Source organism: Serratia sp. CY31944, from assembly GCF_052169175.1.
GTDB lineage: Bacteria > Pseudomonadota > Gammaproteobacteria > Enterobacterales > Enterobacteriaceae > Serratia > Serratia sarumanii.
This window is the reverse complement of the sequence record NZ_JBJNLG010000006.1, coordinates 24488-39247: the sequence shown is the minus strand read 5'-3', so window position 1 is coordinate 39247 and position 14760 is coordinate 24488. Positions and strand designations below refer to the sequence as shown.

The window sequence follows — 14760 nt, the reverse complement described above, 5'->3', positions numbered from 1 at the left end:
GGCAGCTCTCGGGCTGCCGCAATCTTGCCAAAACCCAGACTGTTCAATTGCAAAGGGCGTGGCGCTGCCTTGGTTGTTAGCGCTTACGATGGCCGATTGAACTTTAAAGTAAGTTGTATAAAGCAACTATATGGTTGTATATTGCAACTATTTGGGCGTTCATCGGCTCTCTGCGAGATACATAAACATGAATGAAGACTCTCTGATAGAAACGATACGTACGGCTTCCCGAACCATAGTGCGGGAATTAGGATTCATGCGTACGACGTTGGCAGGCACTGAATTTTCCCCATCCGCTGTACATGCGCTTCTTGAAATCGAGCGGCAGGAAATGATGACCGCCGCTCAGCTGGTACTGGTACTCGGTCTGGATAAATCCAGCGTCAGTCGGATGGTCGGTAAACTGATGCGGGCAGGATTGCTGATTGAAACCGCCGGAGAAGATGACACCCGTTTGAAACCACTCTGTCTTTCAGCAACCGGCAGACAGACGGTGGCCAGGATCCACGCCTATGGGCGGCAACAGGTTACGACGGCGCTGGCGCATCTGCACCCATTGCAGCAACAAACCGTTGCTCAGGGACTGAGCGCCTATGCCGGTGCTCTGCAAACGCACCGTCTTGCCACCGGACAAACTTTGCAGACGCCTTTCACCATTCGTTCCGGTTATCAGACAGGTATGATTGGTCGAATCACTGAAATGCATGCCGAGTTTTACTCCCGCCACGCCGGTTTCGGGGCGTTCTTCGAGAGTCAGGTGGCTGCAGGCCTCGCGGAATTCACCGGCCGTCTGGACCCGCCAGGTAATCAGATTTGGCTGGCCATGCTCAATGACCGTATCGTGGGATCGGTGGCCATTGATGGGCAGGCTTTGGGGCAGAACGCTGCCCATCTGCGTTGGTTCATACTGGATGAAGGATGCCGTGGAAGCGGCGTAGGGCGCCAACTGCTCAGTAACGCGATGGCTTTCTGCGATCGCTTGGGTTTTTCGGCCGTTCATCTCTGGACGTTCAAGGGACTGGATGCCGCACGTCGGCTGTATGAATCTTTTGGCTTTGAGCTGATGCAGGAAGAAATCGGCAATCAATGGGGAACGATCGTCACTGAACAGAAATTTACCCGTTCTTGTCGCCCGGGGAATTAGTGTTCTGAAAACAAAGCGCGGCTGTAAAACACAAAGAAAGGATAGCGGACATGAAAGGCCGGGTGCCGGTATCGCGAAATGGGCACATCAATCTCAGGAAGATGAAAAGGGGCACCTGAATGAACAGGGCCCCTTTTGCTTTCTGCTGCTGCGGCAGCAGCCTTAGAGCAGCTTCTGCTGTGCCCAGGCCAGCCCGCTTTGGTATTCGCCCGGCAGCAGCGGCGCCAGCGCCTGCAGCGCTTGGCGCAGAACGGCGGCGCTCGGGTCGTTCAGATTGAGATGGCCGACCTTGCGGCCCGGGCGCACCTCTTTCTCATACCAGTGCAGATGCACCAGCGGCAGTGACAGCCACTGTTCGTTGACGGCGGTGCCGATCAGGTTGACCATCACCGACGGCGTGCTCACCACCGGCTGCGGCAACGGCAGGCCGAGAATGGCGCGCAGGTGCAGCTCGAACTGGCTGATGGACGCGCCGTTTTGCGTCCAGTGGCCGCTGTTGTGCACGCGCGGCGCCAGTTCGTTGATCAGCAGCCGATCGCCGACGATAAAGCACTCCATCGCCATCACGCCGACGTAGTTCAGCTCGTTCAGGATCGCCGCCAGCATCTGCTCGGCCTGTTGCTGCAGCGCCGGGTTGGGCTGCGGCAGCGCCACGCTGGTGCGCAGGATGCCGTCTTCATGCAGGTTGTGGGTCAGCGGGTAGAATACCGAACGGCCGTCGTGGCCGCGCGCGCCCACCAGCGACACTTCGCCGGAGAAATTGATGCCTTGCTCGACGATGCACTCGCCATAGGCGTCGGCCGGCAGTTCGGCTTCCTGGCCCGGGCGCAAGCGCCACTGGCCGCGGCCGTCATAGCCGCCGACCCGGCGTTTGACGATCGCCAGCTCGCCCAGCGAAGCGAATACCTGCGGCCATTCGGCGGCGCTCGCCAGCAGCTGCCACGGCGCGGTCGCCAGGCCGAGCTGATCGAGCAGCTGTTTTTGCGTCAGGCGATCCGCCAGGCGCGGGAAAATGTCGCGGTTGACGAAGGCGCTGTGGGTCGCCAGCTCGCGCGTCAGCGCGGTTTCCGGCCAGCGTTCGATCTCGGCGGTAATGACGCTGTTCTGATACGGCACCGCTTCGGGCTCGGCATCGATGCCGACAGGGTAAACGGCGATGCCCAGCGGTTCGCCTGCCTGGCGCAGCATGCGCCCCAGCTGGCCATTGCCCAGTACGCAAACCGGCTTCATGCATCCTCCCGCGGATCGGGGTGGTTCAAGACGTCTTCGGTCTGCGCCTGACGCCAGTCCGCCAAACGCTGCGCCAGCGCGGCGTCGTGCAGCGCCAGGATCTGCATCGCCAACAGCCCGGCGTTGGCGGCGCCGGCTTTACCGATCGCCAGCGTGCCCACCGGAATGCCGCGCGGCATCTGCACGATGGAGTACAGGCTGTCTACGCCGCTCAGCGCGGCGCTTTGCACCGGCACACCCAGCACCGGCACCAGGGTTTTCGCCGCCAGCATGCCCGGCAGGTGCGCCGCACCGCCGGCGCCGGCGATGATCACGTCAAAACCGTTGGCGGTAGCCTGCTCGGCGAAGCTGAACAGCTTGTCCGGCGTGCGGTGGGCGGAAACGACTTCGACATGGAAGGGGACATCGAGCTGGGTCAGGACTTCGGCGGCGAACTGCATGGTGGCCCAGTCACTTTTCGATCCCATTACAATTGCGATTTTCGCCCCGGTAGTGGCGGCTGAAGCGGCGTTGGCTCCCATGGGTGTAAGGCTCCTGTGATTTGTCTGGCGTCGGCTGAGGGCCGAATGAGGGCGTAGAGCATACCATGAGCGCACGGCGAGGAAAACGGTTGCGTCGCCGGTTTTCACCGTCGAAAGCGCGAATTTTCACTCGCGCGCCAGTCCGGAATTCAGAATGGGAATTGGATCAGCTCGACGGCGTCGGCGCTGACTTTGATCATCGATCCTTCGACGTGCCAGGCGCCCAGCACCGCGCGATGGGCTTCGCCGTTGCTCAACGCCAGCCGGTGCACCGCCGGGCGATGGGTATGGCCGTGGATCATCCAGTGCACGTCGTGGCGCAGCATGCTTTGCTCGACCGCCTGCGGGTTGACGTCCATGATGGCTTCCGACTTGTCCTGGTTGGATTGCTGGCTGCGGGCGCGCATTTTGGCGGCGATCTTCAATCGCCAGCGCAGCGGCAGCGCCAGGAACAATTTTTGAATCAGCGGGTTGTGCACTTTACGGCGGAATTGCTGATAGGCGTGATCGTCGGTGCACAGGGTGTCGCCATGCAGGATCAGGATCCTGCGGCCGTACAGCTCCAGCACTTCCTCTTCCGGCAGCAGCTGCATGCCGCTGGCGCGGGCGAAGCGCTTGCCGAGCAGAAAATCGCGGTTGCCGTGGATGAAGTAGCAGGGCACGCCGGCCTGTTGCAGCGCTTTCAGCGCCGCGGCGATCTCCGCGTGCAGCGGCTCGGGATCGTCGTCGCCGATCCAGGCTTCAAACAGGTCGCCAAGGATGTACAGCGCGTCGGCGTGCACCGCTTCGCGCCGTAAAAAACGCAGAAAACCGGCAGTGATTGCCGGTTCCTGTGCGCACAAGTGCAGATCTGCGATGAACAGCGTACTCATGCAGCCGCGATTACTCGCTGACGGTCACGCTGTTGATCACCACGTCTTCTACCGGTACGTCCTGGTGCATACCGCTGCGGCCGGTTTTCACGCCTTTGATCTTGTTGACCACGTCCATGCCTTCAACCACTTCAGCAAACACGCAGTAGCCCCAGCCCTGCACGTTTTCGCCGCGGAAGTTCAGGAAGTCGTTGTCAGCCACGTTGATGAAAAATTGTGCGGTGGCGGAGTGCGGATCGTTGGTGCGCGCCATTGCCAGGGTGCCGATGGTGTTTTTCAGACCGTTGTTGGCTTCGTTTTTGATGGTCGCGTTGGTCGCTTTCTGGTTCATGCCCGGCTCGAAACCGCCGCCCTGGATCATGAAGCCGTTGATCACACGGTGGAAGATGGTGTTGTCGTAGAAACCGGCGCGGCAGTAGTTCAGGAAGTTTTCAACGGTAACCGGCGCTTTGTCAGCAAAGGTCTTGATAACGATATCGCCGTGATTGGTGTGGAAAGTAACCATAGTTTTAATCCTAACAAGGTGAAGTGAGACGTCACGTAAAGCGAGTGAACATTCAGACCGCCCTTATAACATATCCGCCCCAGCGAGTCAGCAGCGGCTCAACCGCGCACTGTCTGTGGTAATCGCATTTGTGTTATATTATAACAATTTCGCCAGCCGCCGAATTTCGCGCATTTTATTCGCGTGAAATCAGCAAAGCATGGCCTTAACCTTGCAATAGATCAGGCTTCAGGTTTCAATACGCTACCGGGCGGAAACCTGAAGCCCGGTTATCTTTTTTGTTATCACGCACACCACGGAATCTCCCGATGCTAAAGATTTTTAATACCCTGAGTCGTCAAAAAGAGGAATTCAAACCCATTCATGCCGGGAAAGTGGGCATGTACGTGTGCGGGGTAACCATCTATGACCTGTGTCACATCGGGCACGGTCGTACCTTTGTCGCTTTCGACGTGGTGGCGCGTTACCTGCGCTATCTCGGCTATTCGCTGAACTACGTGCGCAACGTCACCGACGTGGACGACAAAATCATCCGCCGCGCGGCGGAAAATCATGAGACCTGCGACCAGCTGACCGAACGCATGCTGGCGGAAATGCACGCCGACTTCGACGCGCTGCTGATCGATCGCCCGGATCAAGAACCGCGCGCGACTCAGCACATCGCCGAGATCATCGAGATCACCCAGCGCCTTATCGATCGCGATCACGCCTACGTGGCCAGCAACGGCGACGTGATGTTCTCCATCGACAGCGATCCGCAATACGGGCTGCTGTCGCGTCAGGATCTGGATCAGCTGCAGGCCGGCGCGCGCGTGGAGATCGACGACGTGAAGCGCAACCCGATGGACTTCGTGCTGTGGAAGATGTCCAAGCCGGGCGAGCCGAGCTGGCAGTCGCCGTGGGGGCCGGGCCGTCCGGGCTGGCACATCGAATGCTCTGCCATGAACTGCAAACAGCTGGGCACCCACTTCGACATTCACGGCGGCGGTTCCGATCTGATGTTCCCGCACCACGAGAACGAGATCGCACAGTCGAGCTGCGCCCACGACGGCCCGTACGTCAATTACTGGATGCACTCCGGCATGGTGATGATCGACAAAGAGAAGATGTCCAAATCGCTGGATAACTTCTTCACCATCCGCGACGTGCTCGGCCATTACGATGCGGAGACGGTGCGTTACTTCCTGATGTCCGGCCACTATCGCAGCCAGCTGAACTACAGCGAAGAGAACCTCAAACAGGCGCGCACCGCGCTGGAGCGCCTCTATACCGCGCTGCGCGGCACCGATGCCGACGCCGCGCCGGCCGGCGGCGAAGCGTTCGAAGCCCGCTTCCGCGAAGCGATGGACGACGACTTCAACACCCCGGAAGCCTACTCGGCGCTGTTTGATCTGGCGCGCGAGGTTAACCGCCTCAAGGGTGAAGACATGGCGGCGGCCAACGGCATGGCGGCGGAACTGCGCAAGCTGGCGAAGGTGCTCGGCCTGCTGCAGCAGGAGCCGGAGCAGTTCCTGCAAGGGGGCGCTCAGGTTGACGACGGCGAAGTGGCGGAGATCGAAGCGCTGATCAAACAGCGTAACGAAGCGCGCGCCGCGAAGGATTGGGCGCTGGCGGATGCCGCCCGCGATCGGTTGAACGAGATGAACATCGTGCTGGAAGACGGCCCGCAGGGCACCACCTGGCGCCGTAAGTAATCCGGCCGCAGGGAAAAACAAAAAAGGCGCTGAATTCAGCGCCTTTTTCTATGGTTGCGGGTCAGGGTTTAACCATGACCTTGCCACCGTTGAACTCCACCACCTGATCGGCGACGATCTTGCAGCGCTTGCGGGTTTCGACCTTGCCGTCGACTTTCACCCGCCCTTCAGCGATGACTTCTTTGGCGGCGCCGCCGCTTTCACACCAGCCCTGGAACTTCAGCAGATCGCACAGTTCGACGTGGGGATGATTGTCCAAATTGAAAATTTCCATACTGCCTTACTTATTTAGGTTGAACGTCGTGATATTCCTCGCAGGCCTGCAAGGTATTTTGGATCAGTGTAGCAACGGTCATCGGGCCAACGCCACCCGGCACCGGGGTGATGTAAGCAGCGCGCTCGCTGGCGGCGTCGAAATCGACGTCGCCCACCACTTTACCGCTTTCCAGACGGTTGATGCCGACGTCCACCACGATGGCGCCCGGTTTGATCCAGTCGCCCGGGATGAAGCCCGGTTTGCCGACCGCCACCACCAGCAGATCGGCGTTCTCGACGTGGTGACGCAGATTCTTGGTGAAGCGGTGGGTGACGGTGGTGGTGCAGCCGGCCAGCAGCAGCTCCATGCTCATCGGGCGGCCGACGATGTTGGAGGCGCCGACCACCACGGCGTTCAGGCCGTAGGTATCGATGTTATAACGCTCCAGCAGGGTGACGATGCCGCGCGGCGTGCACGGGCGCAGCTTGGGGGCGCGCTGGCACAGGCGGCCGACGTTGTACGGGTGGAAGCCGTCGACGTCTTTGTCCGGGTGGATGCGTTCCAGCACCTTGACGTTATCGATGCCGGCAGGCAGCGGCAGCTGCACCAGAATGCCGTCGATTTCCTGATCGGCGTTCAGCTGGTCGATCAACGCCAGCAGCTCGGCTTCACTGGTGGCAGCGGGCAGGTCGTAGGAGCGGGAAAGGAAGCCGACTTCATCGCAGGCGCGGCGCTTGCTGGCGACGTAAATTTGCGAGGCCGGGTTCTCGCCGACCAGCACAACCGCCAGCCCTGGGGCGCGTTTGCCGGCCGCCAGACGTTGTTTCACTTGCTCAGCCACTTCGTTTCTAACCTGCTGCGCAATCGTTTTACCATCAATAATCTTTGCTGACATCAGTGTGGAAATCCATCAATTAAGAAAAGCGGGGATGCCGCTATTCTGGCAGAAGCTGAGCGCGCTGTCAGGCGCAGAATCACCCTCGCGGCCGTTGCCGACGCCGATTTACGCTTTTTTTATGCCGGCCTCAGGATCCTCTACGCCATTTTTACCGGCACTTGGATACGCTGGGGCGGTTCACAGGGCGAAAGAGGGCAGGATCATGAGGGCGATAACCCGGCTTTACCCGTTGCATCATCAGCCTGACGAGCAACCGGCGGAACCTAAACGCATAGGGGAAACGGTGTTCGATTCTTCGCTGCACCCGGCGGACAGCGCGCAACTCACCGCGCTGCATCGGCTCGGCAAGCATGAAGGTGCGCCGTCGTGGCGGGCGCGCCTGAGCGCGCTGTGGCGGAAGCTGTGCGCATGAAAGGCTGTGCCTGGGCAGGCTGCGCGCTGTTGCTGGTTTGGGCATCCGGGAGCCAGGCTTCTTTAAACAGCGCACGTCCCGACGCAACACTGGGGGAAAGGGGGGAGATGACCTGCAATGCGCGGGTGGTTGAGCATGCCGATTGGGGAGACATCGCCGCAGTGGTGCAGTCCGCCCGCCTTTGCCTGCGGCGGGGCGGTGGGCGGCAAGGGGCTGAGCGCGCGCCGATTTACATAGGCTTTGGCCTGGCTCTGCATGGCGACGCCCGGTTGACGGAAACCCTCGCCGCGCGGGCGCTGGCGGAAAAAACGCCATAAAGCACGGCAGCCGCCGTAACGTCATGAAAAGGCATTGACTCGCTAACCTCTGACCGTATAATCCCAACCCGCAGCCGCAGGTTGCCGCATCTCAATGCGCCCTTAGCTCAGTTGGATAGAGCAACGGCCTTCTAAGCCGTAGGTCATAGGTTCGAATCCTATAGGGCGTGCCATTACTCCATTGATTTTCTTCCCCTACTTGTTCCCTTGAAAACTCGACTGCGCTACCCGTACTCCCGTTGGCTCGCCGCTGAACGTCATGCTATGTTCATGCGCTAACTTTCAGTGAGTAGTAGAGAGAAAAATGCAAAGCTTATTCGTTTACGGCACCCTGGGGCCGGGCAGGCCCAACGCGCACATTATGGAAGCCATCGGCGGCAGCTGGGAAGAGGGTAGCGTCGGCGGCTCGCTGCTTAACGAAGGCTGGGGCGCCGAGATGGGCTACCCGGGCATCGTGCTGGATAACAGTGGCAATCGGGTGAAGGGGTTTCTGTTCCGTTCAGCTAACCTCGTCAATCACTGGCCGACTCTCGATGCGTTTGAAGGTGAGGGTTATGAACGAGTGGCGGTCAGCGTCACCACCGCCGGCGGCGAAACCGTCGATTCGTTTATCTACATGCTGAAGAAATGATATGAAGCCGCCTCGCCGAGTGAGGGCGAGGCGCTTGACCCGCCGGCAATTGAACCTTCGTTTATTTTGCCGCGCTACAATAGGCGAAAATTTCTCCACGGAGCCTATCGTGCGCAAATCCAGATTCCTGCTCGTGACCTTGCTGTGCCTGTGCGCCGCCGCCGTGCTGTACGTTATGGCTTACCGGGCGTTGGGGCATTACCTCAGCGACGGCGAGCAAGCTTACCCGGATATCAACGTTGAAATCCGCTGAGGGCCGTGCGGCGCCGCGCTGATTGCGCCGATTCGGCCGTTCGCCGCCGGGGGGATCAATACCAGCACCTTCAAGAGCGGCGGTTTGAGTCGCGCCTGTTCGTGGTGCGTTGAGAAAAATGTCATATTTCCCATTCGGCGTTACATCTGGCCGAGCAAACTTACGCGGGGATGACAGTTCTATACATTGAGATTGGTACTGTAGCTCTACCCGATGATGTTGTGTGTTATCCATTCCCTGTAGTGTATTACCCCATCCCTGTTAAGTTTATCCCGCCTTGCGCGGGATTTTTTTTATCTGCGCATGCCTGGCAGAGTAACGCGATTTTTTTGAATAACACCGTCAGTTTTATTTGGTATTCAGCCGCTGCGCGCTTGATTAGATTGAACGCGAGAGGGGCGCCGTCGGCGCCTTTGTGCAATGAGTGGAGAATTTCTATGGCGAAGACAGTAGTGGTGTTTCATTCCGGCTACGGCCATACCGAGCGTTTGGCGAAAGTCGTGGCGGAAGGCGCCGGGGCGGAACTGATCGCCATCGATCAGAACGGCGATATCAGCGACGAAGCCTGGCAGACGCTGGATGAGGCGGACGCCATCATCTTTGGTTCGCCGACCTATATGGGTGGCCCGTCGTGGCAGTTCAAGAAATTCGCCGACGCCAGCTCCAAGGCCTGGTTCGGCCGCAAGTGGCAAGACAAAGTGTTCGGCGGCTTTACCAACAGCGCCAGCCTGAACGGCGACAAGCAGGTAACGCTGATCGCGCTGCAGACGCTGGCTTCGCAACATGGCGGCCTGTGGGTCAGCCTGGGGCTGATGCCGGCCAACACCAAATCGGCGCAGCGCACCGACGTCAATAACCTGGGCGGTTCGGTGGGGCTGCTGGTGCAGACCCCGGCGGATGCCGGCGTGGATGAGATGCTGTCGGGCGATCTGGCGACCGCCAAGCTCTATGGCCAGCGCGTAGCGGGCTTTGCCGCCAAACTGGCGTAAGCCCTTCCGTGCAGAGAGGGCGGCGGTGCGGTTGAGCGGACGCCGCGTTCATTTTCTCTGCACAATTGGCGTGTAAGCTGCGAAATGTTATTAGCCTGCTTGGGCTAACACTGCATTTCGTACAAATATTCCCGGTTCCTAGGCCGGGTTTTTTGTTGCTAAGGTCTGCTTAAGCTTGCACCGCTATACTGCGCGGCAGCACGGGCATGCAAGGCATGGCCGTGTTGTAACTGTCGATTTGCTGTTGTTCAGGCAAGCCCGCGCTATGCGGGCTTTTTTGGGGTTGTTATTGCACGGGCGGCCCAGTTGCAGGAAAATAATCGCGCAGTTATTCAAACAGCATTCAACGACCAATAACCATAAACTTATTAATGTAATTAACGCCCTCGGCGGCCTATTACGCTATGCGCTATGCTGACAGCAGAGTGGGCATTATTTGCTGACGCTATGCGGGGGGAGTTCGCCGCAGGCGCATCAGGCTAAGAAAAGTCTGTTAATTAAATGTTAATGCTTTTTATTATTGATTTGTCTGGCTTTTTTGGTTGAAATTCGGATTGACTATCCCTCACTGGCCGGGCGAGAGAGTATGCACATTATTATTCTGGTTATTAGCAAAATATGGGCGAGGCGATGAACGCCAGAATAAACGCCAGGCATGGCCTGCCGCTAACGGTTCAGCTGATCAATCTTTTCATGCTGGCCTTTTTACTTTCCCTGGTGGGTATTCTTAGCCGGCCGATTGGCTCGCTTTCCTTATTTTGGCCGGTGAATGCGATTCTGCTCGGCCTGCTGCTGCGAAAACCCGTTTACGCCACGCCGCTCGGCTGGCTTACCACCTATCTGGGCATGGTCGCCGCCGATCTCAGCACCGGCGAAGGCTGGTCTCTGGCGCTGTGGCTGAACGCCTGCAACATGTCGCTGATCGCCGTCGGTTACGGCATCATGCTGATGCTGCCCCAATCTCAACGGCGCATGGGCAAACCCCAGGCGATACTCTATATGTTCAGCGCCAGCCTGGCCGGCGCGGCGGTGGCGTCGACGCTGTCGGTGCTGCGCAACGACAGCCTGTACAACAACACGGTGGTGGTCGCCTGGCTAGCCTGGTTCAGCGAGCAGTTCTCGACGACCTTGCTGCTGTTGCCGGTGCTGATGGCGGCGCCGCGGCTGAAGCAGCTGCTGCGCATGCAGGTGCGTTGGCGCCTGAAGGGCTGCCTGCCGCTGCTGGCGCTGCTGCTGTCGCTGATATTCAGCGTCTATATCGGCGGGCCGGGCGCTATCGCCTTCCCGATCCCGGCGCTGCTGTGGTGCGCGGTGCGTTACCCGCTGTTCCCCGTGACGTTGCTGACGTTGTTGACCGGCATGACCGAGATCAGCAGCATTTCCGCCAACCTGGTGCTGTACGAAACGCCGAACAACCACAACGCCTTCCTCGATACCCTGATGTCCGCCCGCTTGGGCATCGCCATGCTGGTGATGGGGCCGCTGATCCTCGCCAGCTCCATCGCCGCCAACCGCAAGCTGATGCGGCGTCTGGAGCACAGCGCCAACCACGATTTTCTGACCGGGGTGCTGGCGCGCAGCGCGATGACGCGCAAAGCGGGCGAGCTGCTGGAACACAAGCACCGCTCGAAAGAAGCGGTGTCGCTACTGCTGATCGACATCGACCATTTTAAGCAGATCAACGATACGCACGGCCACAGCGCCGGCGATCAGGTTTTGGCGTCGTTCGCGCACATCGTGCGGCGCGAGCTGCGGCACGATCAGCTGTTCGGCCGCCTGGGCGGAGAAGAGTTCGCCATCATGCTGCCGCGCGCGCTGGCGGCGCAGGGCGTGGCGCTGGGGGAACATTTGCGCCGGCTGGTGGAGCAGGCGGAACTGCAGGCGGAAGGCAAACAGACGCTGAAAATCACCATCAGCGTCGGCGTCGCCAGCCTGGCAATGAATGAGGTGAAATCGCTGGAGCAACTGATGAATATGGCGGATATCGCGCTGTATCGCGCCAAATCGCAGGGGCGTAATCGGGTGGAGTCGTTCAACGTGGTGAGCGGCAACAGCGTCGAGCATATCCTGTTCCGCTAGGGCTCGACGCTGGGCAGCCGGCGCTTACAGGCTTTTCAGCGCCTTGATGGTCTCATCCATATCGATCTCGTGCTCGGAGAAGGTATGGGTGGTGTTCTGGAAGGTGGTAATGGTCAGCATGCGCAGCGTTTGCATGGTCTGCGCCTGATCTTCTGACTGCGGGCGAATGCGGTTCATCAGCAGGCCGACCGACAGCACGGTGTTCTCTTTATCCACGTCGGCTTTGGCCGGCACTTCCTTGCTGAAGGTATTGAAAGACTTGATGCTGGCGATCTTGATTCTTTCATTGGCTATGATGATGTATTTGCTGGGCGCCAACACTTTGACTGCATAAGCCGACGGGCCTTTGGTGTTGTTGGTCGGTTCGAAGGTCACCGCCGCGTTTTTCTTAATCAGCTCCGGGTTTTGCACTTTAATCACGTGAAAATAACGATTTTCTCCGTTCTCGTCGGTAATAAAGCCGAAGCCTTTGTCTTCAAAAAAAGTCGTTATCTTGCCGTTCATCGCTATTCTCACAAAAGGGTTCTATACAGCGCTTATGATAGCGCGGAATGCCTTGCAGCGACAGATTGCGCGGGCGGCATTTCGTCATGCGATAACGGCATTTAGCGGCTTTCCCCCCACATGCTATGTTCATGCTGACTTCATTCAATGCGTAAAGGAATAGCGATGGGCATCAAACGTCTCAATCACGCCGTGCTGTATGTCAGCGACGTGCGGCAGAGCGCCGACTTTTATCATCAGGTGTTGGGGTTCAAGCTCAAGCCGTCCGACAGCCCCGATCGGGCGGTGTTTACCCAGGCCGCCGATTCGGACAACGATCACGATTTGGCGCTGTTCAGCAAGAACCTGGGCCAGCAGCGCGCCGGGGTGTTTCGCGCCAACAACGAGCCGCCGGCGGAGCATGAGCCAGCGGCCGGGCTGTACCATCTGGCCTGGGAAGTGGACAGCCTGGAGGAGCTGGAGCGCATTCGTCACCAGCTGGCCGAACGCGGCATTCTCGGGCTGGAAGAGGATCACGGCGTGCACAAAAGCATTTATGGCCACGATCCGGACGGGCTGCTGTTCGAGGTAACCTGGTTTATTCCGCCGGCGTTGCTGACCGAAGAGGACAAAAACCAGCAGGGGATCCGGCCGCTGGATTTCGCCGCCGAGAAGCGGCGCTTCGCCGGCCGGTAAGCAGCTCGGGTACGGGGCGCCGCGGCGCCCCGACGATCACAGCACTTTGTTGAGAAAGTTGACGGTGCGCGGATGCTGCGGCTGGGCCAGCACTTGCCTGGCGTCGCCCTGCTCGACGATCTGCCCATCGACCATAAACACCACCCGATCCGCCGCTTCGCGCGCAAAGCCGATTTCATGCGTGACCACCACCAGCGTGACGCCCAGATCCGCCAACCCCTTTATCACGTCCAGCACTTCGCCGACCAGCTCGGGATCGAGCGCGGAGGTCGGTTCATCGAACAGGATCACCTTCGGGTTCAGCGCCAGCGCGCGCGCGATGGCGATACGCTGTTGTTGGCCGCCGGAGAGGTGGCGCGGGTAGGCGTCCGCCTTGTGGCGTAGCCCGACGGTATCCAGCAGTTCATAGGCCACCGCTTTCGCCCGTTCGCGAGAGTGGATCTTATGCACCACCGGCGCTTCGATGATGTTTTCCAGCACCGTCAGGTGCGGGAACAGGTTGAAATTCTGGAACACATAGCCGACGTTGATGCGTTGCCGAAGGATGGCCTTTTCCTTCAGCTCATACAGCCGGTTGCCCTTGCGGCGATAGCCGACGTAGTCGCCGTCGATGCGGATAAAGCCTTCGTCCACGCGCTCCAGGTGGTTGATCGCCCGCAGCAGCGTCGATTTACCGGAGCCGGAAGGGCCGAGGATCACGGTGACGGTGCCCGGCTGCAGCGTCAGGCTGACGTCGTCCAGCGCCTTGTGCTTGCCGAAGAACTTGCTGACGTTGCTGATTTCGATCAGGCCGCGTGCCGGCACCGGGGTGAGATTGCGCGCCGGCTGTTCGGGCAAGGCGTAATAATCAATGGCTTCAGACATGCGGGTCTCCTAACGTTTTAGCCAGCCGGCCAGTTGCTGCCAGGGCGTCGGCGGCAGTTCGCGCACCGCGCCCCGGGCGAAATAGCGCTCGATGTAGTATTGGATCACCGACAGCGCGGTGGTGATGAACAGATACCAGACGGTGGCGACCATCAGCAGCGGTATTACCTGCTGGGTGCGGTTATAGATAACCTGAATGGTGTAAAACAGCTCCGGCAGCGCCAGCACGTAAACGATCGAGGTGCCTTTCGCCAGGCTGATGATCTCGTTGAAGCCGGTCGGAATAATGGAGCGCAGCGCCTGCGGCAGAATGATGCGGAAGGTGCGGCGATAGCCCGGCAACCCCAGCGCCGCCGCCGCTTCGTGCTGGCCGTAATCCACGCCCAGGATGCCGCCGCGGATGATCTCGGCGGTGTAGGCGGACTGCACCAGCGTCAGGCCCAGCACCGCCACGGCGAACTGGCCGAGAATGTCGATGGTCGGGTAGCTGGCGAACACCACGGAGGTGAAGGGAATGCCCAGCGAGATGGCGTCATACAGATAGGAAAAGTTGTACAGGATGATCAGCACCAGAATCAGCGGCAGCGAGCGAAACAGCCAGATATAACCCCAGGCCAGCGACGCCAGCAGGTAAGAGCGCGACAGCCGCGCCAGCGCCAGCAGGGTGCCGAACAGGATGCTGAACAGCGTGCCGAGCAGCGTCAGCAGCAGGGTTTGCCCCAGCCCTGCCAGCACCGCCGGCGCGAAGAACCACTCGGCGAACACGCCCCATTCCCAGCGCGCGTTGCCCGCCACCGATTGCACGATGGCGGCCAGAATAAACAGCGAAAACAGCGCGCCGATCAGCCGCAGCGGATAGCGGGCGGGCACCACTTTCAAGACTTCTTGTTTGGACATGTCATGTCTCCTGATACAG

At 59.6% G+C, this 14760-nt stretch carries 18 protein-coding genes and 1 tRNA gene; 10 read left to right on the top strand and 9 right to left on the bottom strand.

Annotation, left to right across the window (positions count from 1 at the left end):
* The first annotated feature begins 187 nt into the window (after positions 1–187).
* Positions 188–1144, top strand: a complete 957-nt coding sequence (locus tag ACJ8IN_RS08805) for a bifunctional helix-turn-helix transcriptional regulator/GNAT family N-acetyltransferase (RefSeq protein WP_033653358.1) — start codon at positions 188–190, stop codon at positions 1142–1144.
* Between the two features lie 162 nt (positions 1145–1306).
* On the opposite strand, the gene purK is transcribed toward ACJ8IN_RS08805, so the two are convergent.
* The 4 genes from purK to ppiB form a co-directional block, all read right to left on the bottom strand.
* Entirely contained in the window at positions 1307–2374 is a 1068-nt protein-coding gene (gene purK, locus ACJ8IN_RS08800; RefSeq protein ID WP_033653220.1) for a 5-(carboxyamino)imidazole ribonucleotide synthase, read from the bottom strand.
* Entirely contained in the window at positions 2371–2895 is a 525-nt protein-coding gene (gene purE / locus ACJ8IN_RS08795; protein WP_033653219.1) for a 5-(carboxyamino)imidazole ribonucleotide mutase, read from the bottom strand. The genes purK and purE overlap by 4 nt, the downstream gene beginning before the upstream one ends.
* 149 nt (positions 2896–3044) lie before the next feature.
* The gene (locus tag ACJ8IN_RS08790) at positions 3045–3767 is read right to left on the bottom strand and encodes a UDP-2,3-diacylglucosamine diphosphatase (protein WP_308325485.1); all 723 of its coding nucleotides are present in this window, start codon (positions 3765–3767) and stop codon (positions 3045–3047) included.
* A 10-nt stretch (positions 3768–3777) separates the two neighbouring features.
* Positions 3778–4272, bottom strand: coding sequence for a peptidylprolyl isomerase B (gene ppiB, locus ACJ8IN_RS08785; RefSeq protein ID WP_004940183.1), 495 nt, complete (start codon positions 4270–4272; stop codon positions 3778–3780).
* Positions 4273–4580: 308 nt separating this feature from the next.
* Here ppiB and cysS point away from each other — a divergent pair, with 308 nt between their 5' ends.
* On the top strand, positions 4581–5966 hold the full coding sequence (cysS, locus tag ACJ8IN_RS08780; RefSeq protein WP_033637393.1) for a cysteine--tRNA ligase: 1386 nt from the start codon (positions 4581–4583) through the stop codon (positions 5964–5966).
* 61 nt (positions 5967–6027) lie between these two features.
* Here cysS and ybcJ read toward each other — a convergent pair whose 3' ends face one another.
* Positions 6028–6240, bottom strand: a complete 213-nt coding sequence (gene ybcJ, locus ACJ8IN_RS08775) for a ribosome-associated protein YbcJ (RefSeq protein WP_004940179.1) — start codon at positions 6238–6240, stop codon at positions 6028–6030.
* Between the two features lie 10 nt (positions 6241–6250).
* Positions 6251–7117, bottom strand: a complete 867-nt coding sequence (gene folD / locus ACJ8IN_RS08770; RefSeq protein ID WP_033637396.1) for a bifunctional methylenetetrahydrofolate dehydrogenase/methenyltetrahydrofolate cyclohydrolase FolD — start codon at positions 7115–7117, stop codon at positions 6251–6253.
* Between the two features lie 205 nt (positions 7118–7322).
* Between folD and ACJ8IN_RS08765 the strand changes: the two genes are divergently transcribed.
* The 7 genes from ACJ8IN_RS08765 (at position 7323) to ACJ8IN_RS08735 (ending at position 11801) form a co-directional block, all read left to right on the top strand.
* Complete coding sequence (locus tag ACJ8IN_RS08765; RefSeq protein WP_033637398.1) at positions 7323–7532, top strand: hypothetical protein; 210 nt, start codon at positions 7323–7325, stop codon at positions 7530–7532.
* Between the two features lie 107 nt (positions 7533–7639).
* Positions 7640–7849, top strand: a complete 210-nt coding sequence (locus ACJ8IN_RS08760; protein WP_154640414.1) for a hypothetical protein — start codon at positions 7640–7642, stop codon at positions 7847–7849.
* A 96-nt stretch (positions 7850–7945) separates the two neighbouring features.
* Positions 7946–8022: transfer RNA gene (locus tag ACJ8IN_RS08755), tRNA-Arg, on the top strand.
* Between the two features lie 131 nt (positions 8023–8153).
* Complete coding sequence (locus ACJ8IN_RS08750; protein ID WP_048322373.1) at positions 8154–8480, top strand: gamma-glutamylcyclotransferase family protein; 327 nt, start codon at positions 8154–8156, stop codon at positions 8478–8480.
* A 109-nt stretch (positions 8481–8589) separates the two neighbouring features.
* Positions 8590–8733 (top strand): hypothetical protein, encoded by a 144-nt coding sequence (locus tag ACJ8IN_RS08745; RefSeq protein WP_165877150.1) that lies wholly within the window; start codon positions 8590–8592, stop codon positions 8731–8733.
* 437 nt (positions 8734–9170) lie between these two features.
* Complete coding sequence (locus ACJ8IN_RS08740) at positions 9171–9722, top strand: flavodoxin family protein (protein ID WP_033653217.1); 552 nt, start codon at positions 9171–9173, stop codon at positions 9720–9722.
* 630 nt (positions 9723–10352) lie between these two features.
* Positions 10353–11801, top strand: coding sequence for a GGDEF domain-containing protein (locus ACJ8IN_RS08735; protein WP_033653356.1), 1449 nt, complete (start codon positions 10353–10355; stop codon positions 11799–11801).
* 24 nt (positions 11802–11825) lie between these two features.
* On the opposite strand, the gene ACJ8IN_RS08730 is transcribed toward ACJ8IN_RS08735, so the two are convergent.
* On the bottom strand, positions 11826–12305 hold the full coding sequence (locus ACJ8IN_RS08730) for a cold-shock protein (RefSeq protein ID WP_060420311.1): 480 nt from the start codon (positions 12303–12305) through the stop codon (positions 11826–11828).
* Between the two features lie 165 nt (positions 12306–12470).
* Here ACJ8IN_RS08730 and ACJ8IN_RS08725 point away from each other — a divergent pair, with 165 nt between their 5' ends.
* Entirely contained in the window at positions 12471–12980 is a 510-nt protein-coding gene (locus ACJ8IN_RS08725) for a VOC family protein (protein ID WP_033637415.1), read from the top strand.
* Between the two features lie 36 nt (positions 12981–13016).
* Here ACJ8IN_RS08725 and ACJ8IN_RS08720 read toward each other — a convergent pair whose 3' ends face one another.
* Together ACJ8IN_RS08720 and ACJ8IN_RS08715 are read right to left on the bottom strand one after the other, a co-directional pair.
* On the bottom strand, positions 13017–13844 hold the full coding sequence (locus ACJ8IN_RS08720) for an amino acid ABC transporter ATP-binding protein (protein ID WP_015376924.1): 828 nt from the start codon (positions 13842–13844) through the stop codon (positions 13017–13019).
* 9 nt (positions 13845–13853) lie between these two features.
* On the bottom strand, positions 13854–14741 hold the full coding sequence (locus ACJ8IN_RS08715) for an amino acid ABC transporter permease (RefSeq protein ID WP_033647216.1): 888 nt from the start codon (positions 14739–14741) through the stop codon (positions 13854–13856).
* Between the last annotated feature and the right edge of the window lie 19 nt (positions 14742–14760).